The organism is Pseudomonas sp. NPDC087029 (assembly GCF_044745345.1).
Lineage (GTDB): Bacteria > Pseudomonadota > Gammaproteobacteria > Pseudomonadales > Pseudomonadaceae > Aquipseudomonas > Aquipseudomonas faucium.
Window position 1 is genome coordinate 77,683 of record NZ_JBIVAB010000009.1, and the last position, 24,948, is coordinate 102,630.

Here is a 24,948-nt window from a genome sequence, read left to right on the forward strand (position 1 = left end):
GTCCTTAGCGGGTGATCGGGGTCAGGCGCAGCAAGTGTATCCGCCGGCTGTCGGCATTGAGAATACGGAACTTGTAGGCGCCGATCTCGGTGGTTTCGTTGCGCTTGGGCAGGTGGCCGAAGGCGCTCATCACCAGGCCGCCCACGGTGTCGAACTCATCGTCCGAGAACTCGCTGTCGAAGAACTCGTTGAAGTTGTCGATCGGCGTCAGTGCCTTGACCAGGAAATCGCCGCTTGGCAGCGGCTTGATGTAGCTGTCTTCCTCGACGTCATGCTCGTCCTCGATGTCGCCGACGATCTGTTCGAGCACGTCTTCGATGGTCACCAGGCCCGCCACGCCGCCGTATTCGTCGATGACGATGGCCATGTGGTTGTGGTTGGCGCGGAACTCGCGCAGCAGCACGTTCAGGCGCTTGGACTCCGGCACGAAGGTGGCCGGGCGCAGCAGGTCCTTGATGTTGAAGCTGTCGCCGTTCTCCTTGAGGATCAGCGGCAGCAGGTCCTTGGCCAGCAGGATCCCGAGCACATCGTCATGGCTTTCGCCGATCACCGGGTAGCGCGAGTGCGCGGCGTCGATCACCGCCGGCAGGAACTCGCGAGGCGACTGGGTAGCCTTGATGCTGATCATCTGCGAGCGCGGCACCATGATGTCGCGTACCTGCAGGTCGGCGACCTGGATGGCACCTTCGACGATGGTCAGCGCTTCGCTGTCGAGCAGCTTGTTCTGATGGGCTTCGCGCAGCAGCTCCAGCAGCTCCTGGCGGTTTTTCGGCTCATGGGCAAAAGCCTGGGTCAGTTTACCCAGCCAGGACTTCTGCCCGTTGCTCGATCGATCTTCGCTCATGGCGGTTCTCGTGATCCTTGGTGTATCAGTGTGTGATTGAGTCGGTTTCATCGTCGGCATACGGGTCGGGGTGACCCAGTTCTGCCAGCAATTCCCGTTCCAGCGCTTCCATCTCTTCGGCCTCATCGTCTTCGATGTGGTCGTAGCCGAGCAGGTGCAGGCAGCCGTGGATGACCAGGTGCGCCCAGTGTGCCTCCAGCGCCTTGCCATGTTCGGCAGCCTCGCGCTCGACCACCGGTACGCAGATCACCAGGTCGCCCAGCAGCGGGATATCGAGCAGCTCGTCGGGCACGTCGGCCGGGAACGACAGCACATTGGTCGCGTAGTCCTTGTGCCGGTAGGTGCGGTTGAGTTCGCGGCCCTCGGCTTCATCGACCAGGCGAATGGTCATTTCCGAGTCGGCGCTGCGCTGGCGCAAGGCCAGCTCGCACCAGCGGCGGAAGGCGGCATCATCCGGCGCGGCAGCGTCGGTGGCCCGTTGCAGGTCAAGTTCAAGCATCTTTGCTGCTGACCTCGGGCTTGGCCTGGCGGGCTTCGAAGCGGTCGTAGGCTTCGACGATGCGCTGCACCAGTGGGTGACGGACCACGTCCTTGGGCTGGAAGTGGGTGAAGCTGATCCCCGGAACGTCCTTGAGCACCTCGATCACGTGGGCCAGGCCCGACTTGGTGCCGCGCGGCAGGTCGACCTGGGTGATGTCACCGGTGATCACCGCCGTGGAGCCGAAGCCGATACGGGTGAGGAACATCTTCATCTGCTCGAGCGTGGTGTTCTGGCTCTCGTCGAGGATGATGAAGCTGTTGTTCAGGGTGCGCCCGCGCATGTAGGCCAGCGGGGCGATTTCGATGACCTGGCGCTCGATCAGCTTGGCCACGTGCTCGAAGCCCAGCATCTCGTACAGCGCGTCGTACAGCGGGCGCAGGTACGGGTCGATCTTCTGGGCCAGGTCGCCGGGCAGGAAGCCGAGCTTCTCGCCAGCCTCGACGGCCGGGCGCACCAGCAGGATGCGGCGCACCTGCTCGCGTTCCAGGGCATCCACGGCGCAGGCCACGGCCAGGTAGGTCTTGCCGGTACCGGCCGGGCCAATGCCGAAGTTGATGTCGTTGGCGAGGATTTCCTTGACGTAGCGTTGCTGGTTGGCCCCGCGCGGGCGAATGTTGCCCTTGCGCGTGCGCAGCGAGACGCTGACCTCGTTCACGGCCGGGTTGTCGATGTTCTCGACGGCCGACTCCTGCAGGTACAGGTGCACGGTTTCCGGCGACAGCTCGGTGGCCTTGGCCTCGCGGTAGAGGCGGCGCAGCAGTTGCTCGGCAGCGGAGGTGGTCTTGGGTTCGCCGATCAGCTCGAATTGATTGCCGCGGTTGCGGATCTCGATAGCCAGGCGTTGTTCGATCAGGCGCAGGTGCTCGTCGAACTGGCCGCACAAGTTGGCGAAACGGTGGGCCTCGAAAGGTTCGAGGATGAAACGATGGGGTTCTATGGGTGCGTTCAAGGTCGTTTTTAGCCGCTCGACGGCAATGAAGGTGAACTCAAGAATAACCCCTGAAGGGCAGGGGCGAAAGCACTGAAACGTTCAACGGTCGGTACAGGGCTGTCTGCTATGATGCGCGCCTTTTCTTACGCATGTGTTATCCCAAGATGAGCAAACGCGAACCCGCCATCTATAAAGTGATCTTCCTCAACCAGGGGCAGGTCTTCGAGATGTATGCCAAGCAGATCTACCAGAGCGACCTGTGGGGCTTCCTGGAAATCGAGGAGTTCGTCTTCGGCGAGCGTACCCAGGTGGTGGTCGACCCCAGCGAGGAGCGGCTGAAGAACCAGTTCGAGGGCGTGATCCGCAGCTTCGTGCCGATGCACGCGATCGTGCGCATCGACGAGGTGGAGCGCCTGGGTACGGCGAAGATCAGCGAGGCCAAGGGTGGCGGCAATGTCATGCCGTTCCCGATGCCAATGCCGGAGAAGTGATCAGGGGAGGGGCGAGAACGGCGTGCGCCCTTCGGCGTTCTGCAGCTCCAGCAGGTATTTGCGGAAGATCTGGCCAAGCACCTGGGTGGCATGCTCCAGCTCGTCGCGGGGCATCTGCTCGGTGACTTCGTCGGCCATGTCCAGCGCATCCTCGGCGCCGTTGACCGCGGCCATCTTCAGCAGGATGTAGGCCTGCACGTTGTTGGCCTTGACCCCCTCGCCATGGAAGAACATGGCACCGAGGCGGTACTGGGCGTCGGCGTGGCCTTGCAGCGAGGCTTTTTCGAACCAGTCCAGGGCCTTTTTCAGGTCCTTGGGCGTTTGCGTGTAGTAGTACTCACCCAGTTCGTACTGCGCCTGGGCGTCCCCGGTCGCCGCCGTCTGCTCGCAAGCCTTGAGGGCGTTTTCCTGGTCTTCTGGCTGAACGTTGAGCGTGCAGCGCCCCGTTGCCGGAATCAGCAACGAATTGCCGCCCTCGGCCTGGGCCAGCAGAGGCGGAAGAAGCAACAGGCAGCCCAAGGTCAGGGCGCGGCCGGTGCGGTTCATGGGGATCGACTTACCTCTGCAAAGCTGCGGCCAATGTCTCTGGTGGCACATTATGGGATAAGCAGCGCCAACCTTACAAAGTTTTACTCGAATTTCTGTGCGGGTGGGGAAAGTTGCTGATGGCAGAAGGGCTTTTGTTGCCTGCGCCGGCCTCATCGCGGATGAATCCGCTCCTACAGAAAGCGTAGGAGCGGATTCATCCGCGATGAGGCCAGTGCAGGTTATTGCTTACTTCAGCTTGGCAAAGGCCCGCTCAGCTGCATCCAGGGTGATCTGCAGCTCTTTCTCGCCATGGGCGATCGAGGTGAAGCCTGCCTCGAATGCGCTCGGCGCCAGGTACACGCCGCCTTCGAGCATCAGGTGGAAGAAGCGCTTGAAGCGCTCTGCATCGCTGGCCATCACGTCATCGAAGGTGACGATGTCGTCGGCACCGCTGAAGTACAGGCCGAACATGGCGCCTGCCTGGGTGGTGACGAACGGCACGCCAGCGGCATCGGCGCGTTGCTGCAGGCCATCGAGCATGCGGCTGGTGAAGGCGCTCAGTTCGTCGTGGAAGCCCGGGCGGCTGATCAGCTTCAGGGTGGTCAGGCCGGCGGCCATGGCCAGCGGGTTGCCCGACAGGGTGCCGGCCTGGTAGACCGGGCCCAGCGGGGCGATGCAGCCCATGATCTCGCGCTTGCCACCGAAGCAGCCGACCGGCATGCCGCCGCCGACGATCTTGCCGAAGGTCGACAGGTCCGGGGTGATGCCGTAGTAGCCCTGGGCGCCGCCGAGCGATACCCGGAAACCGGTCATCACTTCGTCGAAGATCAGCACCACGCCGTGCTTGTCGCACTGCTCGCGCAGGCCTTCGAGGAAGCCTGGCGCCGGCGGTACGCAGTTCATGTTGCCGGCTACCGGCTCGACGATGATGCAGGCCACGCTCTGGCCGACGTCGGCCAGGGTCTTCTCGACCGCCGCCAGGTCGTTGAACGGCAGGGTCAGGGTGTGCTTGGCGAAGTCCGCCGGCACGCCCGCCGAGCTCGGTACGCCCTGGGTCAGCAGGCCGGAGCCGGCCTTGACCAGCAGGCTGTCGGAGTGGCCGTGGTAGCAGCCTTCGAACTTGATGATGGCGTCGCGGCCGGTGTAGCCGCGGGCCAGGCGAATGGCGCTCATGGTGGCTTCGGTGCCGGAGCTGACCATGCGCACCATCTCCATCGACGGCACCAGCGAGCAGACCAGGTCGGCCATCTCGGTTTCCATGGCGGTCGGCGCGCCGTAGGACAGGCCGTGCTGCAGCTGGTTGCGCACCGCCTCCAGCACCTCAGGATGGCCGTGGCCGAGAATCATCGGGCCCCAGGAGCCGACGTAGTCGACGTAACGCTTGTCGTCTTCATCGACCACATAGGCGCCTTCGGCATGCTTGAAGAACAGCGGGGTGCCGCCGACGCTCTTGAAGGCGCGGACCGGCGAGTTGACGCCGCCCGGGATGTGCTTCTGGGCTTGGGCGAACAGGGATTCGGAACGGGACATGGGATCTTCTCTCGAAATCAGGAAGCGAACAGGGCGTTGAAGGCGCGGGCGCGGCGGGTGACTTCCTGCGCGCTGTCGACACCGAACAGGCCATGGATCACCGCCAGCAGGTCGGCGCCATGGGCGACCAGCGGGGCGGCGTTGTCCAGGGTGATGCCGCCGATCACGGCGATCGGCAGCTTGACCTGGGCGCGGGCCTGCTCCAGCAGCTCGACGTTGGCGGCAGGTGCGCCCGGCTTGGTCACGGAATTGAAGAAACGGCCAAAGGCCACGTAGCTGGCGCCTTCGCTGGCGGCTTGCTGGGCCAGGTCGAGCTGGGCGTGGCAGGTCGAGCCGATGATCGCCTGGCGGCCGAGCAGGGCACGGGCCGGGGTCAGCGGGCCGTCGGTCTGGCCCAGGTGCACGCCGACGCCCAGGCGCGCGGCAAGTTCGGCGTCGTCGTTGATGATCAGCTCGGTGCCGTAGCGCTCGCACAGCTTCATCAGTGCTTCGGCCTCGCGCAGGCGGCGGGCGGCGTCGTCACTCTTGTCGCGGTACTGCAGCAGGCACACGCCGCCTTCCAGCGCCGCTTCGACATGGGACAGGAAACGGCCGGCGAGCAGCTGGCTGTCGGTAATCGCGTACAGGCCGCGTAGCTTCATCGGAAGGCCTCGTGTCAGGAGCAGAAGTCCAGGGGCAGGCGGCGCGGGACGAACTGGCCCTTGCCCAGTTGTTCGGCGTCGCGCAGGGTCCGCCAGGTGTAGTCCAGGGCGCTGCGCACGGCGCTTTGCAGCTGTTCACCGAGGGCCAGGCGGCCGGCCAGGGCGCTGGCCAGGGTGCAGCCCGAGCCGTGGTAGCTGCCCGGCAGGCGCTGGCAGGTCCAGGTGTGGCTCTGGCCGTCGCGGCTGTACAGGCGGTTGTGGATTTCGTCTTCGTCGCCGTGGCCACCGGTAATCAGCAGGTGCTTGATGTAGGGCAGCAGTTTGTCTGCGCACTCGTCGGCCGTGCCGTCTGGCAGTTCGGCCAGGATGCGCGCCTCGGGCAGGTTCGGCGTGGCAATGGTGGCCAGCGGCAGCAGGCGCTCGCGCAGGGCATAGCCGACTTCGTCCTTGCCCAGGCGGCCACCGCCACCGGCGCGCAGCACCGGGTCGCAGACCAGCGGCAGGTGCGGGTGGGCACCCAGCAGTTCGGCGACGGTGTCGACCATCTCGATCGAGCCGAGCATGCCCAGCTTGACGGCGGCGACCCGCGAATCGGCCAGCACGGCGTTGGCCTGGGCCAGCACCCACTCGCGGTCGAGCACGCGGAAGTCGGAAACATTGACGGTATCCTGCACGGTCAGGGCGGTCACGGTCGGTGCGGCGTGACAGCCTTGGGCGATCAGGGCTTCGATATCTGCCTGCAAGCCGGCGCCGCCACTTGGGTCGTGGCCGGAGAGACAGAGGACAACGGGGCGGGAGCTGTAGGTATTCATGGTCGGCGAGCTTACCACCAAACCCAATTGTGCGGATCGTCCTACAAATGGATTTTGCTGATCGATCGGTCAGATTTATTCTTGTAACAAGCCTGAAAGCATTGTTCTAGAGCCTTTTAATCGAAATTTAATGTGGCCCGTTGCCAGCGTTCAAAGCTATGCTAGAGTGCTCGGATAACTCGACAAACGGGCACTGCCGGATTTCGTCGTCTCATAGGGATTGGAGGCCATCGCGACGCGACCGGACAGGCCATGCTGGGGCTGTATGCGCTATTTGCTGATCGTGCTTCTGGGCTTGCTGCCCGTGCTGGCCACCGCCGTCGAATTCGACGATACCACCCGCCACCTGCCGCTGGGCAAAGTCATGCAGGTCTACGAAGACCGCGATGGCACGGCGAGCATCGCTCAAGTCAGCGCACCCATCTTTGCCAATCGTTTTCGTACCCACCATGAAGACGTGCTCAACGCCGGCTACTCGACCTCGGTGTTCTGGCTGAAGGTCGACCTGCACTACCTCGCCTCCGACCGCACCGCGCCCCGCCAGTGGCTGCTGGAGCTGGCCTACCCGCCGCTGGATCACCTCGAGCTGTACCTGCCCGGCAGCGATGGCGTCTATCGCCTGGCCCAGCGTACCGGTGACGCCTTGCCCTACGACAGCCGGCAGATCCGCCAGAACAACTACCTGTTCGAGCTGCCCATGCGCCCCGGGCAGTCGACCACCGCCTACCTGCGCCTGCACAGCGAAGGCTCGGTACAGGCGCCGCTGGCGCTGTGGTCGAGCGAGGCCTACATGGAAGATCAGCCCACTCGCCTGTACGTGCTGGGGATGATCTACGGCGTATTGCTGGTGATGCTGGTGTACAACCTGTTCATCTTCATCAGCGTGCGCGACGTCAGTTACCTCTACTACATCCTCTATATCGCCTCGTTCGGCCTGTACCAGGTGTCGGTCAACGGTGCCGGGGTGGCCTACTTCTGGCCGGACAGCCCCTGGTGGGCAAATGCCGCCACGCCCTTGTTCATCGGCGCTGCCGGCCTGTTCGGCTGCCAGTTCGCCCGCCACTTCCTGCGCCTGCGCAAGATCAGCCGGGGCTTTGATCGCCTGCTGCAGCTGCTGATGCTGGGCGCGATAGCGGTCATGCTGCTGGCGGTGAGCATGCCCTACGGCATTGCCCTGCGCATGGCCACGGTGCTGGCACTGCTGTTCACCGTGAGCATCTTCACCGCCGGGCTGCTGGCCTGGTCGCGGGGGCTGCGCGTGGCGCGCTGGTTCATCATTGCCTGGACGGCGTTCCTGCTCGGCGGCATGGTCAACACGTTGATGGTGCTGGGCTACCTGCCGAACGTGTTCATCACCATGTACGCCAGCCAGCTGGGCTCGGCGCTGGAAGTGGCGCTGCTGTCGCTGGCCCTGGCCGACCGCATCAACAGCATGCGCGAGCAGCAGGCGCAGACCCTGCGGGAAACCGGGCGCACCCTGGAGCAACTGAACCAGCAGCTGGCCAGAAGCAACCTGCTCAAGGACGAATTCCTCGCCACCGTCACCCACGAGTTGCGCACGCCGATGAACGGCGTGATCGGCTCGCTGGAGCTGATGCAGACGTTGCCCATGAGCGCCGAAATGGCCCAGTACCAGCGCACGGCGGTGGGCTCTGCCCAAGACATGATGGGCATGGTCGACGACATCCTCACCCTCACCGAACTGCAGGCCGGCCGCCTGCGCGCCCAGCCCAGCCCATTCAGCTTGCGCCGGCTGCTCCAGGACCTGCGCGCCGGGCATGCCGGCACGGCCCTGGGCAAAGGCCTGTACCTGAGCCTGGACATTCCCGCGGAGCTGCCCGACGAACTGCTGGGCGATGGGCACAAGCTGCTGCGTTGCCTGGGTTGCCTGGTCGACAACGGCCTCAAGTTCACCCACCAGGGTGGCGTGATGGTGCAGGTGCGCGGTCGGCGCCTGGGGCCGGACAGCCTGGCGCTGACCTTCACCGTCAGCGACAGCGGCATCGGCTTCGATGACCTGGACCAGGCCATCCTCTATCAGCGCTTCTTCCAGGTCGACGGCTCGATGACCCGGCGCTATGGCGGGCTGGGCATCGGCCTGTCGATCTGCCGGCAGATGGGCGAGCTGCTCGGCGGCAAGCTGGCGCACGAATCGACGCGCGGCTTGGGCAGCCGTTTCGAGCTGAGCTTGAATGTGGCGATTGCCCAGATCCAGATGCCGCCGGGGCGCGCGGCGTCGGGAGCCGTGCGGTTTTGACGGCCGGCGTCACCACAGGTTTAGTCCTATTTGTCACTTTGACGGACTGACAGGGAATGCTTCACTGGGGCTTTCAGGCATACCCGGCCCCAGGAGCTTGCGATGAACCTGCACCAGTACGCTGAAACCCACGAAGTCACCAACCAGCCGCCGCCCCTCGACGGCGCCAACCTGTACCGCCTCGATATCCCGCTGCAGGAATGGTCGCGGCGCTTCGGCGCCGGCTGGGCCGAGTCGCGGATCGATGCCTACGGTGCCCTGGCGGGCGGGCCACTGATGGCCGCAGGCTTCCTGGCCAACGCCCACAAGCCGGAGTTCAGCAGCCATGACCGCTATGGCCATCGGATCGACCTGGTGGAGTTCCACCCCGCCTACCACGAGCTGATGCGCACCGCCGTCGAGCACGGCCTGCCGTCATTGCCCTGGGCCGAACCCCGCCCCGGCGCGCACGTGGCGCGGGCGTCGATGACCTACCTGCACAGCCAGGCCGAGGCCGGCACGGGCTGCCCGCTGACCATGACCTTCGCCGCCGTGCCGGCACTGCGCCTGCAGCCGGAGCTGGCCGAATACTGGCTGCCGAAGATCCTGGCGCGGGAGTACGACCCGCGTAATGTCGGCGACCGCCACAAGGCCGGGGTCACCATCGGTATGGCCATGACCGAGAAGCAGGGCGGCACCGACGTGCGCGCCAACACCACCCGCGCCTACCCGGTAGGCACGCCTGGCCCCGGCCAGCCCTACGAGCTGGTCGGGCACAAGTGGTTCTGTTCGGCGCCGATGTGCGATGCCTTCCTGACCCTGGCGCAGACCGAAAAAGGCCTGACCTGCTTCCTGCTGCCGCGCCACCGGCCGGACGACCAGCGCAACCAGTTCTACATCCAGCGCCTGAAGAACAAGCTGGGCAACAGCTCCAATGCCTCCAGCGAAGTGGAGTTCCGCGGCGCCCTGGCATGGATGGTGGGCGAGGAGGGGCGCGGTGTGCCGACCATCATCGAAATGGTCGCCATGACCCGCTTCGATTGCATGGTCGGCTCCAGCGCCCTGATGCGCCAGGCGCTGACCCAGGCCACCCACCACTGCGCGCACCGCAAGGTCGGCGGCCGCGTGCTGAGCGAGCAGCCGCTGATGCAGAGCGTGCTGGCCGACCTGGCCCTGGAAAGCGAGGCGGCATTGGCCTTGAGCCTGCGCATGGGCCAGGCCCTGGAGCAGCTCGACGACCCGCAGCAGGCGCATTTCGCCCGGCTGGTGACGGCGGTTGGCAAGTACTGGATCTGCAAGCGCGCCCCCGCGATGATCAACGAGGCCGCCGAGTGCCTCGGCGGCGCCGGTTATGTCGAAGACAGCATCCTGCCGCGGCTGTACCGCGAGGCGCCGGTCAACTCCACCTGGGAAGGCTCGGGCAACGTGCAGTGCCTGGACGTGCTGCGGGCCTTGTCCAAGGAGCCGGGCGTGCTCGATGCGCTGTTCAGCGAATTGGGCGACGGCCATGGCGACCCACGCCTGGCGGCGCACATCGGCAACCTCAAGGGCGCGTTTGCCGACACCAGCGACATCCAGTACCGCGCCCGGCAACTGACCGAGGACATTGCCCTGGCCCTGCAGGCCAAGTTGCTGCTCGAGGCGGGCAACGCGGCGGTGAGCGATGCCTTCATCGGCAGCCGGCTCACGGGCGGCGGGCGGGTGTACGGCGCGTTGCCGCGCGGGGCCGATGTCGAGGCACTGGTGGCGCGGGCCACGCCGTCCTGAGGCCTATCGTCGGCAAGCCGGCTGCCACGCAGGCCAAGGTGCTCATCCTCCTGTGGCAGCCGGCTTGCCGGCGATGGGGCCCTCGCGACCACCGGGGATGTATTTGCCATGAAACGCAGGCAAGATGATTCCCACGCATGTCCAGACAGGAAGCACAGTGTGAGCCACGCCTTTGTAGTCGTTGATACTCCCGAACAGGCCGTCGACCGTCTGGCGGCCCTGCACGAACAGGCCACCGGTGCCCTCAGCCAGGCCCTCAAGCGTTACCTGAAAGACCGCACCGAGCCGGACGCCGACGAGCGTGCCCAATACCGCTACCCGGCCCTGCGCCTGACCTATTACAGCCACGGCGAAGTGGCCGCCACCACCCGTGCCTATGCCAAGGTGCAGGTCGCGGGCACCTACAGTGTCACCGTCACCCAGCCTTCGGCGTTTCGCGGCTACCTGCTCGAGCAGCTGCGCCCGTTGATGCATGACTACACGGTGACCGTGGAAGTCGGCGTCAGCGAACAGAACATCCCGTACCCCTACGTGGTCGACCAGGGCGACGAGCTGGCCGGCAGCGGCATCACCGCCGCCGAGCTTGCGCGCGTGTTCCCCAGCACCGACCTGTCCGCCGCCACCGACAACATCGCCGACGGCCTGTACGACTGGGACAATTCCAAGGCCCTGCCGCTGGCGCTGTTCGACGCCGCCCGCGTCGACTTTTCCCTGCGTCGCCTGGTGCACTACACCGGCAGCGACTGGCGCCACATGCAGCCGTGGATCCTGCTGACCAACTACCACCGCTACGTCGACCAATTCATCAGCCACGGCCTCGAGCAACTGCGCGAAGACCCGCGCTTCGTGCGCATGGTGCTGCCGGGCAACGTCGAGATCGAAAAGGGCATGGACCACGGTGAAGCGCAGGCCCTGGTGGCCAGCGTGGTGTGGCACCGCTACCAGATGCCGGCCTATCACCTGATCGCCGCCGATGGCGACGGCATCACCCTGGTCAACATCGGCGTCGGCCCGTCCAACGCCAAGAACATCACCGACCACCTGGCCGTGCTGCGCCCGCACTGCTGGCTGATGATCGGCCACTGCGGTGGCCTGCGTCAGTCGCAGACCATCGGCGACTACGTGCTGGCCCACGCCTACATGCGCCGGGATGGCATCCTCGACCGGGTGGTGCCGCCGAACATCCCGATCCCGGCCCTGGCCGAGGTGCAGCTGGCGCTGCAGGAAGCGGCGGCGCAGGTCACCGGCGAGCGTGGCGACGAGCTGAAGAAGCGCCTGCGCACCGGCACCGTGCTGACCTACGACGACCGCAACTGGGAGCTGCGCTGGGCCCAGGAGCGGCCGTTGATCAACCTCTCGCGTGCGGTCGCGGTAGACATGGAAAGCGGCACCATCGCCGCCCAGGGCTACCGCCTGCGGGTTCCTTACGGCACCTTGCTGTGCGTCTCGGACAAGCCGCTGCACAGCGAAATCAAGCTGCCGGGTTCGGCCAACGCCTTCTACAACCGCGCTGTCAGCCAGCACCTGAAAATCGGCATTGCGGCCCTCGACCTGCTGCGCACCGAGCTCAACTCGCTGCACTCGCGTAAACTGCGCAGCTTCGATGAGCCGCCGTTCCGCTGAGGATCCATGCCACTGCCCCCCCGTTCCAAGCCGCGCCGCCCCCAGGCGCGGCCTGTCGGCCCCCGTCGCCAAGCCAAGGCGCCACCGGCCGAGCCACGCCTGATCCTGTTCAACAAGCCGTTCGACGTGCTGACCCAGTTCAGCGACGGCGAAGGGCGGGCGACGCTTAAGAACTTCATCGACATCCCGGGCATCTACCCGGCCGGGCGGCTGGACCGCGACAGCGAAGGGCTGTTGCTGCTGACCAATGACGGGCAGTTGCAGGCGCGCATCGCCGACCCCAAGCACAAGTTGGCCAAGACCTACTGGGTGCAGGTGGAAGGGGAACCGAGCGATGAGCAGCTAAAGCGCCTGCGCGAAGGAGTCGAGCTCAATGACGGGCCAACCTTGCCCGCTGAAGCGCGGCGCCTCGACGAGCCCCAGCTGTGGCCGCGCAACCCGCCGGTGCGGTTTCGCAAGAGCGTGCCGACCCATTGGCTGGAGCTGGTGATTCGCGAGGGGCGTAACCGCCAGGTGCGGCGGATGACGGCGGCGGTGGGGTTGCCGACCTTGCGCCTGGTGCGCGTGCGGATTGGCGATTGGGCACTGGAGGGGCTGGAGCAGGGGTGTTGGCGCGAGGTTCCGGCGCGGCTTTAGGCCTTGTTGGCCTTATCGCCGGCAAGCCGGCTCCCACAGGGAAATGCACGAACTGTGGGTAGCTGGACTGCCAGCGATGGGGCCCGAGAAATCACTAAACCCCTTCCAGAAACCCCACCACCACGCTCTTGATGATGAAGGCCAGCACCCCAAGGCCGAGCACGAAGAACAGGATCATCGTGCCAAAGCGCCCCGCCTTGGACTTCTTCGCCAGGTCCCAGACGATGAAGCCCATGAAACCGATCAACACGGTCACCAGGATGATCATCATCCACTCTTCGAATACGGCGGGATCCATCTGTGTTCTCCAGGCAGGCTGAGCAGCCGATTATACGCAGGCCAGGCAGCGATTAACGAAGGTGGGTCAAAGGTAGCTCGGTGCTCGCCAGCACCTGGTTGAGCACGAAGCTCGAGCGCACGCTGGTGACGCCTTCGATGCGGGTCAGGCTGCCTAGTAGCAGTTTCTGGTAATGATCCATGTCCGGCACCACCACCTTGAGCTGGTAGTCGGCATCCATCCCGGTGACCAGGCTGCATTCGAGGACCTGCGGCAGGTTGCGGATGGCGGCCTCGAAGGTTTCGAAGCGCTCCGGGGTGTGCCGGTCCATGCCGATCAGCACGTAGGCGGTCAGGCTCAGGCCCAGTTTCTTGCGGTCGAGCAGGGCGACCTGGCGCGAAATGTAGCCGTCGTCTTCCAGTTGCTTGACCCGACGCGAGCATGGCGAGGGCGACAGGCCGATGCGCTCGGCCAGCTCCTGGTTGGAGATGCGGGCGTCGCGCTGCAGTTCGGCGAGGATGCTCAGGTCGTAGCGGTCAAGCTTGCTCATGGAAAAGGCCTTTTCTGTTCAGATTGCTGCGAATTATCAATCCAGGGTTAAAAATTGCGCAAGTGCTATTTATCTGAGCAATCTTCGCAATCCTCTGCCGCCTGCGCTCCCGTAAAGTTAACCCCAGAATCACTGCCCGGACATCAGTCCACGGCGACACGCCCTAGGCGGGCGGTCGCGGCCAGCGCTCCAACAGGAGCCGCCAGGCCCCCGGGCTACACACCGTCCAGAAGACGGGGTGAGGTGAGCCGGCGCCACAAGTGCCGAGAACGGACGACAAATTGCAAAGGGAGGCCCATTGGCCTCCCTTTTTTCATGTCCGCGATTTCACCTGCCCGTGCATCATGGGCGCGGTAGACTGGCAGCGTGCCGTTTTCTTTACCGCGAGGGACATCATGAAGTCGCGCATCTGGCAGTTGGCAGGTGTTGGTTTGCTGGGTTTGAGCATCAGCCTCGGGGCCATGGCCCAGGGGCCGAACGAGGGGCATGGGGGGCACGGCAATGCCCCGGACGACCCCAATGGCGGCGGCCCGGCCAGCTCGCCGCTGAACTCGCGTGACGAAGTGCGCCAGACCCAGCCCCCGCGACAGGGCTATTACCAGGACATCCCACGGCGCAATGGTGACAACCGCCACTGGCAGGCCGGCGGCCCGGGCCAGCGCCCGGGCGGCGACTGGCAAGGGCGGCCCGACGGGCATGGCAATGGCTGGGGCCCAGGGCCGCAGTATCACCCTGGGCATACCATCGATCATTTCCCCGATCGTTATGCGAAAGTGCCGTATCGCGGCCAGGACTATTTCTACTCGGGCGGTTACTGGTATCGCCCCCATGGCAGCAGCTACATCGTGGTGGCGCCGCCCTACGGCGTGCGGGTCGGCTACCTGCCGTCCTATGCGCGTGAAGTGTGGGTGAGCGGGGCGCTCTTCTTCCTGGTCGCCGACACCTACTACCAGTACCTGGCCGATACCGGGGAGTACGTGGTGGTCAGCCCGCCCGCCGTAGTGCCGGCCCCGGTGGCCATGGCGCCGGCCGGCAATGCCTACGATGTGGTGGCCTACCCGATGTATGGCCAGGGCCAGCAGCAGCAGGACCAGGACCGCTACCAGTGCCACCGGTGGGCGGTGAGCCAGTCGGGGTTCGACCCGGCGACCGCGACCTACGCCCCGCCGGGCAACGTGGCCGACACCTATCGACGAGCCCTGGGCGCCTGCTTCAGTGGGCGTGGCTACAGCATCAACTGAGGCTCATACCGGGTCGGCATGCACCATCACATCCGCCTTCGGATAACGTTGGCGGATGACCTGCGAGGCCTCCACGCACAGGGCATGCGCTTCATCCAGCGGCAACTGCCCAGGCAACTCCAGGTGCAATTGCACGAACCACTGGTTGCCCGACACCCGGGTACGCACGTCATGCACGCCCTCCACCCCAGGGATGGCCAGCACCAGCGCCTGCATGGCCTCGCCGATATCGCCCGGCAGCTCCTTGTCCATCAGGATTGCCGTGCTTTCCCGGGCAATCTGCAGGGCGCTCCAGAGGATGTACAGGGCGATGCCCAGGCCGAACAGCGCATCCAGCTGCGGCCAGCCAAAGCGCGCCAGCAGCAACGCCAGCAGGATGCTGCCATTGAGCAGCAGGTCGGAGCGGTAGTGCAGCGAGTCGGCGCGCACTGCGGTCGAGCCGGTCTCGCGGATGACCTTGCGCTGCAGAGCCAGCAGGGCAAGGGTCAGCACCAGCGAGAGCACCATCACGCCGATGCCGATGGCCGTGTCGCCCAATGGCTGCGGCGTTTGCAAGCGTTCGGCCGCCTGCACCCCGATCAGCACCGCACTCACGCCGATGAACAGGGCCTGGGCCATGCCCGCCAGGGCCTCGGCCTTGCCATGGCCGAAGCGATGGTCGTCATCGGCCGGGCGCAGCGCATAGTGCACGGCAAGCAGGTTGAGAAACGACGCGACCGCATCCAGGGCCGAGTCGGTCAGCCCCGCCAGCAGGCTGACCGAACCGCTCAGCCACCAGGCCACGGCCTTGCTCAGGACCAGGATGCTGGCCACCGCCAGCGATGCGCGGGTGGCCAGGCGTAGCAGGCGTTGGTGTTCGGCCGAGGTGGGCATGCCGTGGAGGATGTCCTTGTGGAGGTCAGGCGGCCGGTACCAGGCCCAGGGTCGCCAGCTGCTCGACACTGCCGCGGTGCTGGATCAGCCGTGGGTCATCCAGCGGCAGGCGCTGGCCCAGTTCGCTTTCGAGAATCGCCTGCAGCTTGAGGTTGTCGACCTTGCCATCCGGGCTCACGGCTTCGTGCAGTTTCGCCGGGTCGACTTGGGCCGTGTGGCCGCCTGGGTAGTAGATGGCGCCGGTGGCGAAGTCGATGCCAAAGGCGATCAGGCCGGGGATCACGTAGAACAGGATGCCGATGGCATCCATCGCAGCAACGACCGGGTCGATCTTGCCGCCGATCTGGCCACGGCGGTCGGGGTAGAAAATCGTGCCGCAGGCCGTCAGCTGGGTCAGCAGTGTGGCAATCAGGGCGCCACCAACAAGGCGGGATGGGATGCGCATGTAAATCTCCGAAAAGGGGTTCAAGCGGACAAGCGAAGCGCCAGTACCTGAAGCTAAGACCATGATAGAGCAGGCTGGGTTCGCCGTTATACTCGCGCGACTGTTCGAGGACCACCATGATTTCATTACCCATTGATGCCGCCTTGCCCGCCCTGCGCCTGGCCCTGCAAAACCGCGATGAAGCCGTGCTCGAGGCCCCGCCCGGCGCCGGCAAGACCACCCGCGTGCCGCTGGCGCTGCTGAACGAGCCCTGGCTGGCCGGGCAGACCATCCTCATGCTCGAGCCACGGCGCCTCGCCGCGCGCGCGGCGGCCGAGCGGCTGGCCAGCGAGCTGGGCGAGAACGTCGGTGAAACCGTGGGTTACCGCATCCGCCTGGACAGCAAGGTGGGCCCGAACACGCGCATCGAAGTGGTCACCGAAGGCATCCTCACCCGCCGCCTGCAGGCGGACCCGGCGCTGGACGGGGTCGGCTTGCTGATCTTCGACGAGTACCACGAACGCAGCCTCGACGCCGACCTGGCCCTGGCGCTGAGCCTCAATGGCCGCGAACTGCTGCGTGACGAGCCGGCGCTGAAGATTCTGCTGATGTCGGCGACCCTGGAAGGCGAGCGCCTGTCGCGGTTGCTCGACGATGCGCCGGTGGTCAGCAGCGAAGGGCGCATGCACCCGGTGGACATCCAGTGGGGCAGGCCCTACCAGCCGGGCGAGTTCATCGAGCCGCGGGTGCTCGATTGCGTGCTCCAGGCCTTGGCCGACCAGGCCGGCAGCGTGCTGGTGTTCCTGCCGGGCCAGGCGGAGATCCGCAGGGTGCACCAGAGCCTGCACGAGGCGCTGGGCGAACGCCCGAACATCCTGCTCTGCCCCTTGCACGGCGAGCTCGACCTCAGCGCCCAGCGCGCCGCCATCGACCCGGCGCCCGACGGTATGCGCAAGGTGGTGCTGGCCACCAACATCGCCGAAACCAGCCTGACCATCGAAGGCGTGCGGGTGGTGATCGACGCAGGCCTTGCCCGGGTACCACGTTTCGACCCCGGCAGCGGCATGACGCGCCTGGACACCCAGCGCATCTCCCGCGCCAGTGCCACCCAGCGCGCCGGCCGCGCCGGGCGGCTGCAGCCAGGGGTGTGCTATCGCTTGTGGTCCGAGGCCCAGCACGCGCAACTGGCCGCCCATGGCAGCGCCGAAATTCTCCAGGCCGACCTTGCCGGCCTGGCCCTGCAACTGGCCCGCTGGGGCGTCACGCCCGATCAGTTGCGTTGGCTCGACCAGCCGCCCGCCGCGGCGTTCGCCCAAGCCCAGGAGCTGCTCGCGCGGCTGGGCGCGTTCAAGGCTGGCAGCCGCGACAACCTCAGCGCGCACGGCCAGGCCATGGCCGAACTGCCGGCTCACCCGCGTATCGCTCACCTGCTGCTGCGCGGCCAGGACCTGGGTCTGGCCAGCATGGCCTGCGATGTCGCCGCCTTGCTCGGTGAGCGCGACATCCAGCGGGGTGGTGGCGCCGACTTGCACAGCCGGCTGGCGCTGGTCAGCGGCGAAAGCAAGGCCGCCCGCGGTGGCCAAGGCGGTGTGCAGCGGGCGCGGCAACTGGCCCGCCAGTACCGCGGCCTGCTGCGCGGCAAGGCTGGCGCCGCCGTCAGCGACCCCGATCACCCACGCTGGCTCGGCGCGCTGCTGGCCCTGGCCTACCCCGACCGGGTCGCCCAGCAACGGCGCGAGGGTGGGGCGGAGTATCGCCTGGCCAACGGCCGCGCGGCGGTGTTCGCCGAGGCCGACGCGCTGATGAAATGCCCCTGGCTGGTGATTGCCGACCTGGGCAGCCGCCAGGGCCAGCGTGAAGAGCGCATCTACCTGGCCGCCGATTTCGACCCGGCGTTGCTCGACAATGTGCTGGCCGAACAGGTCGAGCGCATCGATATCCTCGACTGGGACGAGCGCGAGCAGGTGCTGCGTGCCGAGCGTCAGCGCAAGGTCGGCGAGCTGGTGCTCAGCCGCGAACCGCTGCCGGGCCTGGATGACGAAGCGCGCGCCAAGGCATTGCTTGGCCTGGTGCGGCGCAAAGGCCTGAACCTGCTCAACTGGACGCCGGAGCTGCGCCAGTGGCAGGCGCGGGTGGCGCTGCTGCGCCAGCTGGACATGGCTGGCACTGGCCAGAGTGAATGGCCCGACCTGAGCGACGAAGCCCTGCTGGCGCGCCTGGAGGACTGGCTGCAACCCTACCTGGGCAAGGTCTCGCGCCTGAGCCACTTCGCCGCCCTGGACCTGTCGTCGATGCTGCGCAACCTGCTGCCCTGGCCGCTGCCCCAGCGCCTGGACGAATGGGCGCCGACGCACCTGGCGGTGCCGTCGGGCTCGAACATCCGCCTGGACTACAGCGAAAACCCACCGATCCTCGCCGTGCGCCTGCAGGAGCTGTTCGGCCTGGCCGACACCCCGCGCATCGCCCAGGGCCGCCAGCAGGTCAAGTTGCACCTGCTGTCACCGGCGCGCAGGCCGGTGCAGGTGACCCAGGACCTGGCCAACTTCTGGTGCACGACCTACGCCGAGGTGAAGAAGGATCTGAAAGGGCGTTACCCCAAGCACTACTGGCCAGACGACCCGCTGGTAGCCGAGGCGACCGCGCGGGCCAAGCCGCGCGGCACCTGAACGCAGCTCAGGCCGCGGGCTGCGCTTCCAGCAGCATGAACAGGCGGTACAGCACCACCGTGCTGAACAGCTGCAGGAAGCTGCTCAGGCTGTCCATGGCCAGTTGCACACCGGGCGCGGGGTCGGGGAAGGCCATCAGCAACAGGCCGTCGAGCAGCCAGATCGGCGCCAGCACACCGACCACGCAGACCATGATGCGCATGAAATGCCCCGTGGTCATGCGAGCGCTCTCGCGCATCGCCTGCACCACCGGCAGGCCGCGCAGCACCAGCAGGTACTCGGCGAACACCAGGTTGATCATGATCCACACGCCCGGGAAGATGAACAGCGCCAGGCCCGCCATGATCAGCAGCGAGCTGATCAGCACCAGCAAGGCCAGCTGCGGCCACAGCTGCACGGCGCGGGCGAACAGGTCGCGCCGGGGGATGTCCTGGCCGTTGCTGCGGGTGTCGAGGTAGAGGATCAGCGCCGCGCTGTACAGCGGGTAGAGCAGCAGGCTGACCAGCATGCCGTAGGCCGGCGATGCCTGGTCGCCCAGCTGGCGGTACAGCAGCTGTGTCAGCAGGGCTTCGAGCACCACCAGCGGCAGGCACAGCGGGATGATGCTCGTCAGGTGGCGGCGGAAGAAGTACAAGGAGTCGCGCAGAACGCTCAGCGGATTCATCGGTCAACATCGCATGGCAGTAAAAGCAGGGGCATAACTTTAGCCCAGAGCCGGCGCTTGCTGAAAAAAGTTTCACCACATGGCTAATTGAATCCTGCGCCTGTGGGCCCCATCTTTGACGCTGTCCGATGTCCCGCTTGCCCACGAGGTAGCCCATGAACACTGAAGAACAAACCCTGATCGACGGCCTGTTCGGCCGCATCAAGCAAGCCGAAGACCCGAGCCAGCCGCGTGATGCGCAGGCCCAGGCATGCATCGAGGGCCACCTGCGCCAGCAGCCGGCGGCGCCGTACTACATGGCCCAGGCGATCCTGGTCCAGGAAGCCGCGCTCAAGCGCCTGGACGAGCAGAACAAGCAACTGGAAAACGAGCTCAAGCAGGCCCGTGCCCAGCTCGAGGCCACCCGTGCCAGCAGCGGCAACAGCGGTGGTGGCTTCCTTTCCAGCATCTTTGGCGCCGGTGCACGCAACCCTGAGCCTGCGCCGCAACCCCAGCGCTCCGTAGCCCCGCCGCCATCTTCCGGCGGTTGGCGTGAGCCGAGCGCTGCGGGCTTCTCCCAGCCGCAGCCTCAGGCCCAGGCCGCTCAACCCGGCTTCGGCGCCGCGCCGGCGCGCAGTGGCGCCAGCAGCTTCCTTGGCGGCGCGATGCAAACGGCCGCCGGTGTTGCCGGTGGTGTGTTGCTGGCGCAAGGCATCAGCAGCCTGTTCAACCACCACTCGCAGCCCGAAGAGGTGGTCGAGGTGATCAAGGAAGAGCCGGCCCCGGCCAGTGACACGGGCGGCTGGAACGACAACGGCGGGCAGCAGCAGGTTGCCGACAACGGTGGCTGGGGCAACGACCAGGGCGGTTTCGCCGACACCGATTATGGCAGTGACGATGGCGGCTTCTTCTCGGACGACGACACCTTCGTCTGACCGCTCTGGCATACTGCCGGCATTTTGCGGGCGCCACGCGCCCCTTTCGGTCGAGGGTATGCCGTGAAGAAAATCGCGCTGTTCGCCGATGTACAGAACCTCTACTACACCGTGCGCCAGATTCATGGTTGCCATTTCAACTACAGCGCGCTGTGGGCCGAAGTCAGCCGCGAAGGCGAGATCGTCGAGGCCGTGGCCTATGCCATCGACCGCGGCGACAGCAAGCAGCAGCAGTTCCAGCAGATCTTGCGCAACCTGGGCTTCGACGTGCGGCTCAAGCCGTTCATCCAGCGCAGCGATGGCTCGGCCAAGGGCGACTGGGACGTGGGCATCACGCTGGATGTGATCGACGCGGCCAGCCGCGTCGACCAGGTGGTGCTGGCGTCCGGGGATGGTGATTTCGATGTGTTGCTCGAGCGCGTGATCCAGCGCCATGGCACCGAGGCGGTGGTGTATGGCGTGCCGGGGTTGACGGCGATGTCATTGATTCGCGCGGCCAGCCGCTACGTGCCGATCGAAGGGCGCCTGCTGCTGCGCCACTGAGGTGCTTGGCATCTGGGTTGGGTTGCTCTTGAGATCGAGCGCCGCCCGCGCGGCGCATCGCGGATGAATCCGCTCCTACATCTGTTGCAACGTGCCACGGTCTGTCAGGCCATGGTTGTCCGCTTTTGGCGCCTGCCGAGACATTGCGTCGTACTCACGAGGCTGACAACCATGGCCTATCAGGCATAGGTACGTTGCAACGAATGTAGGAGCGGATTTATCCGCGATGCGCCGCGCGGGCGGCGCTCGATCTCAATGACGCAGAAAACCGACCGGCGAGCCTCATTAAAAAGTGTGCGGGTGATTTAAAGCCGTTTTGTAACTTAAGTTTGCTCGAAGTCCTTTCTAAACTAAGCCACCCGTAAACGGATTTCGAGCCTTTCCCATGCCTGCCCCTCGTCGCTTCCCGTTATTGCTGATTGGCGCCTTCCTGGCCTTGTACCTGGTCTGGGGTTCTACCTACCTGTTCATTCGCATCGGCGTCGAGTCCTGGCCGCCGATGCTGATGGCCGGGGTGCGTTTCGTGATCGCCGGCGGCCTGTTGTACGGCTTCCTGCGCTGGCGCGGGGTGCCGGCGCCGACCTGGCCACAATGGCGCGCGGCAGGGGCCATCGGCTTTCTGCTGCTCAGCTGCGGCAATGGCGGCGTCACCGTGGCCGAGCATGCCGGCGTAGCCTCGGGCGTGGCGGCGCTGGCGGTGGCCACGGTGCCGCTGTTCACGCTGCTGTTCGGCCTGTTGTTCGGCCAGCGCAATTCGCGCCTGGAATGGGCGGGCATCGTCCTCGGGCTGGTCGGTATCGGCTTGCTCAACCTCGGCTCCAACCTGCAGGCCAGCCCCATCGGCGCTGCGCTGATCGTGTTTGCCGCAGCCTCCTGGGCCTTTGGCTCGGTCTGGAGCAAGACCCTGCCGCTGCCCCAGGGGCCGATGGCCAGTGCGGCCGAAATGCTGGTGGGCGGCGCGGTGCTGCTGCTGGGCAGCGCCGTGTCGGGCGAACGCATGACCCAGATGCCGACTGCGGCAGGCTGGGGCGCGCTGGCCTACCTGGTGCTGTTCGGCTCGATCCTGGCCTTCAGTGCCTACATGTACCTGCTCAAGAACGTGCGCCCGGCAGCGGCCACCAGCTATGCCTACGTCAACCCGGCAGTGGCGGTGATGCTGGGCATCGTCTTCGCCGGCGAGCAGATCGGCGCCGAAGAGTGCGTGGCCATGGCCGTGATCATCGGCGCCGTGGTGCTGATCGGCCTGCCCCAGTGGCGCAAGCCGGCGCAGCCACCCGTAGCGCCGCTGAAGGGCGAAATCTGCAAGTAACCTGGGGTGTTGCGGTAAACTTGCCGCCTTCGCTGAACCCCCTGACGGTATTGCCATGAATTTCGCCAAACTCGGCCTGATCGAACCTTTGCTGCGCACCTTGCAGCAGCTGGACTACACCACCCCGACTCCGGTCCAGGCCCAGGCCATTCCCGCCGTGCTGGCCGGCCGCGACCTGATGGCCGCGGCCCAGACCGGCACCGGCAAGACCGCAGGCTTTGCCCTGCCGGTGCTGCAGCGCCTGGCGCTGGAAGGGGAAAAGGTGGCCAGCAACTCGATCCGCGCCCTGGTGCTGGTGCCCACCCGCGAGCTGGCCGAGCAGGTGCACAACAACGTGCGCGAGTACGCCGAGAACCTGCCGCTGAGCACCTACGCGGTGTACGGCGGGGTCAGCATCAACCCGCAGATGATGCGCCTGCGCCGCGGCGTCGACCTGCTGGTGGCCACCCCGGGCCGTTTGCTCGACCTGTTCCGGCAGAACGCGGTCAAGTTCAACCAGGTGCAGACTCTGGTGCTCGATGAAGCCGACCGCATGCTCGACCTGGGCTTTGCCGAAGAGCTGCAGTCGGTGTACGCGGCGCTGCCGCGCAAGCGCCAGACGCTGCTGTTCTCCGCCACCTTCTCCGAGCAGATTCGCCTGCTCGCGGGCCTGGCGCTGAATGACCCGCTGAGCATCGAGGTGAGCCCGCGCAACGCCGCCGCCACCACGGTCAAGCAATGGCTGGTGCCTGTGGATAAAAAGCGCAAGGCCGACCTGTTCTGCTACTTGCTGCGCAAGCAGCGCTGGAAGCAGGTGCTGGTGTTCGCCAAGACCCGCAACGGCGTCGACCAGCTGGTGGAGCGCTTGCTGGCCGAGGGCGTGAACGCCGACGGCATCCACGGCGACCGGCCGCAGGCCACGCGCCAGCGTGCGCTGGACAGCTTCAAGGCCCGCGAGATCCAGGTGCTGGTGGCCACCGACGTGGCGGCTCGTGGCCTGGACATCGACGACCTGCCACTGGTGGTCAACCTCGACTTGCCGATCGTGGCCGAAGACTACGTGCACCGCATCGGCCGTACCGGCCGTGCCGGCAACAAGGGCGAGGCGATTTCGCTGGTGTGCGCGGACGAGGTGCAGTTGCTGGCGTCGATCGAGACGCTGATCCGCCAGACCCTGCCGCGCCACGAAGAGCCGGACTTCATCCCCGACCACCGGGTGCCGATGACCGACGCCAGTGGGCAGGTGATCAAGAAGCCGAAGAAGCCCAAGAAACCGAAGGAGAACAGCGCCAAGCGTGGTTTGGGGCGCTGGATGGACAGTGGAGACGAAGCGCCGGTGAAGTCGGTGCGCAAGGTGCCGAGCTTCAATACCGGGCCGAAAAAGCGCAAGCCATAAGGCGTTACTCCAAAGCAGCAAAGCTTGGATGAGTCTCTGTGGGAGCGGGCTTGCCCCGCGAACACGGGCCATGCCCGTGCCATGCAACGCGGTTGCCTGGGCCGGCCCTTTCGCGGGGCAAGCCCGCTCCCACAAGGCTTGCGTCTACCAGAGATTCTTCAGCGCCGAGTGTTCAGCCAATCCGCCGCCGCCCGCCCGGCGCGCAGCCCGCTGGCAAAGCATGCGGTCAGCAAATAGCCCCCGGTCGGCGCCTCCCAGTCAAGCATCTCGCCAGCACAGAACACCCCCGGCAGGCCCTTGACCATCAACCCCTCATCCAGCCCCTCGAAGCGCACCCCGCCCGCACTGCTGATCGCCTCGTCCAGCGGGCGCGTTCGCACCAGCGTGATCGGCAGCGCCTTGATCGCCCGCGCCAACGCAGTGGCATCGGCAAAGATCGCCTGATCGGTCAGCTCGCGCAGCAAGCCCGCCTTGGCCCCATCGATATTCAACTGGCTGTGCAAATGCTTGGCCATCGAGCGCGAGCCCCGCGGCTTGGCCAGCGCCTGGGCAATCTTGTCCACAGGCTTGTCGGGCAACAGGTCGAGCAACAGCGTGGCCTGCCCGTCACGGGCGATGGCCTCGCGCAGCGGCGCCGACCAGGCATACACCAGGCTGCCTTCCACCCCCTGCGCGGTGAGGATGAACTCACCCTTGCGCGGCGCCTGGCCCGGCACGCTGAGGGCGATGTTCTTCAGTGGCGCGCCAGCGAACTTGTCCTTGAGCAGGGCGCTCCAGCCCTGTACCTCGAAACCACAGTTGCTAGGGCGCAGCGGCGAGATATCCACAGCGCGGTCTTGCAGCAGCGGCTGCCAGGCGCCATCCGAGCCCAGCCTCGCCCAGCTGGCGCCACCCAGCGCCAGCACCACGGCGTCGGCCTGCACCTGCAACTCACCCTGTGGATAAGCGATCCGCAAGCTGCCATCGGCATTCCAGCCCAGCCAGCGATGGCGGGTGTGGATAACTACGCCGCTGTCACGCAGGCGCTTGAGCCAGGCACGCAGCAGGGGCGCGGCTTTCATGTCGGTGGGGAACACCCGGCCCGAGGTGCCGACGAAGGTGTCGATGCCCAGGCCATGAATCCACTGGCGCAAGGCTGTGGCGTCGAAGTCGCGCAGCAGGCCCTCCACTTCGCCCTGGCGTTCGGCATAGCGCGCCACGAACTGTGGATAAGGTTCGGAGTGGGTAATGTTCATGCCGCCCACACCGGCCAGCAGGAACTTGCGGCCCACCGACGGCATGGCGTCGTACACCGCCACGGCCAGGCCACGCTGGGCCAGCGCCTCGGCGGCCATCAAGCCGGCGGGGCCAGCGCCGATGACGACGGCGCGAGAAGGGGAGGCAGGGGATAAATCGGACATGGTCGGCGGCAGGCTGTGGAAAAAGACCCGCCATTCTAGCGCAGCGCGGCCTGCTTGAGCACTGGGCAAAAAATGATCAATCCTCTGCAGGCCAGCTTGCTCAAGGCCTGTAGCGGCTTTCCCGCAGGTTAT

24 protein-coding genes are annotated in these 24,948 nt (G+C 66.1%); 11 read left to right on the forward strand and 13 right to left on the reverse strand.

Going from position 1 to position 24,948, the window contains the following annotated elements; translation table 11 throughout:
- Positions 1–4 precede the first annotated feature (4 nt).
- From ACIPG5_RS16155 to ACIPG5_RS16165, 3 genes are read right to left on the reverse strand one after another with little or no spacing between them, the layout of a single operon-like run.
- Complete coding sequence (locus ACIPG5_RS16155) at positions 5–844, reverse strand: HlyC/CorC family transporter (protein WP_027917759.1); 840 nt, start codon at positions 842–844, stop codon at positions 5–7.
- 25 nt (positions 845–869) lie between these two features.
- Positions 870–1,343, reverse strand: coding sequence for an rRNA maturation RNase YbeY (gene ybeY / locus ACIPG5_RS16160; protein WP_401376264.1), 474 nt, complete (start codon positions 1,341–1,343; stop codon positions 870–872).
- On the reverse strand, positions 1,336–2,334 hold the full coding sequence (locus ACIPG5_RS16165; protein ID WP_176514823.1) for a PhoH family protein: 999 nt from the start codon (positions 2,332–2,334) through the stop codon (positions 1,336–1,338). Before ACIPG5_RS16165 ends, ybeY begins: the two co-directional genes overlap by 8 nt.
- 146 nt (positions 2,335–2,480) lie before the next feature.
- Between ACIPG5_RS16165 and ACIPG5_RS16170 the strand changes: the two genes are divergently transcribed.
- Entirely contained in the window at positions 2,481–2,807 is a 327-nt protein-coding gene (locus ACIPG5_RS16170) for a DUF1820 family protein (protein ID WP_176514821.1), read from the forward strand.
- On the opposite strand, the gene ACIPG5_RS16175 is transcribed toward ACIPG5_RS16170, so the two are convergent.
- From ACIPG5_RS16175 to ACIPG5_RS16190, 4 genes are all read right to left on the reverse strand, one after another.
- A complete protein-coding gene (locus tag ACIPG5_RS16175) occupies positions 2,808–3,353 on the reverse strand; it encodes a tetratricopeptide repeat protein (RefSeq protein WP_236237779.1) in 546 nt (181 codons plus the stop codon).
- Between the two features lie 228 nt (positions 3,354–3,581).
- On the reverse strand, positions 3,582–4,865 hold the full coding sequence (gene hemL / locus ACIPG5_RS16180) for a glutamate-1-semialdehyde 2,1-aminomutase (RefSeq protein WP_176514817.1): 1,284 nt from the start codon (positions 4,863–4,865) through the stop codon (positions 3,582–3,584).
- Between the two features lie 17 nt (positions 4,866–4,882).
- Entirely contained in the window at positions 4,883–5,506 is a 624-nt protein-coding gene (gene thiE / locus ACIPG5_RS16185) for a thiamine phosphate synthase (protein ID WP_313394537.1), read from the reverse strand.
- A 14-nt stretch (positions 5,507–5,520) separates the two neighbouring features.
- Entirely contained in the window at positions 5,521–6,318 is a 798-nt protein-coding gene (locus ACIPG5_RS16190; protein ID WP_176514814.1) for a hydroxymethylpyrimidine/phosphomethylpyrimidine kinase, read from the reverse strand.
- Positions 6,319–6,583: 265 nt separating this feature from the next.
- Between ACIPG5_RS16190 and ACIPG5_RS16195 the strand changes: the two genes are divergently transcribed.
- From ACIPG5_RS16195 to ACIPG5_RS16210, 4 genes are all read left to right on the forward strand, one after another.
- A complete protein-coding gene (locus ACIPG5_RS16195) occupies positions 6,584–8,575 on the forward strand; it encodes a 7TM diverse intracellular signaling domain-containing protein (protein ID WP_401376269.1) in 1,992 nt (663 codons plus the stop codon).
- A gap of 102 nt (positions 8,576–8,677) precedes the next feature.
- Positions 8,678–10,321 (forward strand): acyl-CoA dehydrogenase family protein, encoded by a 1,644-nt coding sequence (locus tag ACIPG5_RS16200; RefSeq protein ID WP_401376272.1) that lies wholly within the window; start codon positions 8,678–8,680, stop codon positions 10,319–10,321.
- 108 nt (positions 10,322–10,429) lie between these two features.
- Complete coding sequence (gene amn, locus ACIPG5_RS16205) at positions 10,430–11,944, forward strand: AMP nucleosidase (RefSeq protein WP_371871960.1); 1,515 nt, start codon at positions 10,430–10,432, stop codon at positions 11,942–11,944.
- 6 nt (positions 11,945–11,950) lie between these two features.
- A complete protein-coding gene (locus ACIPG5_RS16210) occupies positions 11,951–12,580 on the forward strand; it encodes a pseudouridine synthase (RefSeq protein ID WP_401376275.1) in 630 nt (209 codons plus the stop codon).
- Positions 12,581–12,674: 94 nt separating this feature from the next.
- Here the strand turns inward: ACIPG5_RS16210 and ACIPG5_RS16215 are convergent, their stop codons facing one another.
- The gene (locus tag ACIPG5_RS16215; RefSeq protein WP_008092861.1) at positions 12,675–12,878 is read right to left on the reverse strand and encodes a DUF2788 domain-containing protein; all 204 of its coding nucleotides are present in this window, start codon (positions 12,876–12,878) and stop codon (positions 12,675–12,677) included.
- A gap of 52 nt (positions 12,879–12,930) precedes the next feature.
- Positions 12,931–13,407, reverse strand: coding sequence for an Lrp/AsnC family transcriptional regulator (locus ACIPG5_RS16220; protein ID WP_003249795.1), 477 nt, complete (start codon positions 13,405–13,407; stop codon positions 12,931–12,933).
- A gap of 395 nt (positions 13,408–13,802) precedes the next feature.
- Between ACIPG5_RS16220 and ACIPG5_RS16225 the strand changes: the two genes are divergently transcribed.
- Positions 13,803–14,648, forward strand: a complete 846-nt coding sequence (locus ACIPG5_RS16225) for a DUF6515 family protein (RefSeq protein ID WP_401376277.1) — start codon at positions 13,803–13,805, stop codon at positions 14,646–14,648.
- A gap of 3 nt (positions 14,649–14,651) precedes the next feature.
- Here ACIPG5_RS16225 and ACIPG5_RS16230 read toward each other — a convergent pair whose 3' ends face one another.
- Together ACIPG5_RS16230 and ACIPG5_RS16235 are read right to left on the reverse strand one after the other, a co-directional pair.
- Entirely contained in the window at positions 14,652–15,521 is an 870-nt protein-coding gene (locus ACIPG5_RS16230; RefSeq protein ID WP_401376280.1) for a cation diffusion facilitator family transporter, read from the reverse strand.
- Between the two features lie 25 nt (positions 15,522–15,546).
- Positions 15,547–15,966, reverse strand: coding sequence for a polyribonucleotide nucleotidyltransferase (locus tag ACIPG5_RS16235; RefSeq protein ID WP_176514804.1), 420 nt, complete (start codon positions 15,964–15,966; stop codon positions 15,547–15,549).
- 116 nt (positions 15,967–16,082) lie between these two features.
- Here ACIPG5_RS16235 and hrpB point away from each other — a divergent pair, with 116 nt between their 5' ends.
- A complete protein-coding gene (gene hrpB, locus ACIPG5_RS16240) occupies positions 16,083–18,611 on the forward strand; it encodes an ATP-dependent helicase HrpB (RefSeq protein ID WP_401376283.1) in 2,529 nt (842 codons plus the stop codon).
- Between the two features lie 7 nt (positions 18,612–18,618).
- Here hrpB and ACIPG5_RS16245 read toward each other — a convergent pair whose 3' ends face one another.
- A complete protein-coding gene (locus tag ACIPG5_RS16245) occupies positions 18,619–19,275 on the reverse strand; it encodes a YciC family protein (protein WP_176514760.1) in 657 nt (218 codons plus the stop codon).
- Positions 19,276–19,430: 155 nt separating this feature from the next.
- Between ACIPG5_RS16245 and ACIPG5_RS16250 the strand changes: the two genes are divergently transcribed.
- The 4 genes from ACIPG5_RS16250 (at position 19,431) to ACIPG5_RS16265 (ending at position 23,416) form a co-directional block, all read left to right on the forward strand.
- Entirely contained in the window at positions 19,431–20,189 is a 759-nt protein-coding gene (locus ACIPG5_RS16250) for a DUF2076 domain-containing protein (RefSeq protein WP_286912516.1), read from the forward strand.
- Positions 20,190–20,252: 63 nt separating this feature from the next.
- Entirely contained in the window at positions 20,253–20,732 is a 480-nt protein-coding gene (locus ACIPG5_RS16255; RefSeq protein WP_176514756.1) for an NYN domain-containing protein, read from the forward strand.
- A gap of 385 nt (positions 20,733–21,117) precedes the next feature.
- The gene (gene yedA / locus ACIPG5_RS16260; RefSeq protein WP_401376288.1) at positions 21,118–22,041 is read left to right on the forward strand and encodes a drug/metabolite exporter YedA; all 924 of its coding nucleotides are present in this window, start codon (positions 21,118–21,120) and stop codon (positions 22,039–22,041) included.
- Between the two features lie 55 nt (positions 22,042–22,096).
- The gene (locus ACIPG5_RS16265; RefSeq protein ID WP_176513948.1) at positions 22,097–23,416 is read left to right on the forward strand and encodes a DEAD/DEAH box helicase; all 1,320 of its coding nucleotides are present in this window, start codon (positions 22,097–22,099) and stop codon (positions 23,414–23,416) included.
- Positions 23,417–23,574: 158 nt separating this feature from the next.
- On the opposite strand, the gene ACIPG5_RS16270 is transcribed toward ACIPG5_RS16265, so the two are convergent.
- Complete coding sequence (locus ACIPG5_RS16270) at positions 23,575–24,816, reverse strand: TIGR03862 family flavoprotein (RefSeq protein WP_401376291.1); 1,242 nt, start codon at positions 24,814–24,816, stop codon at positions 23,575–23,577.
- Positions 24,817–24,948: the final 132 nt, after the last annotated feature.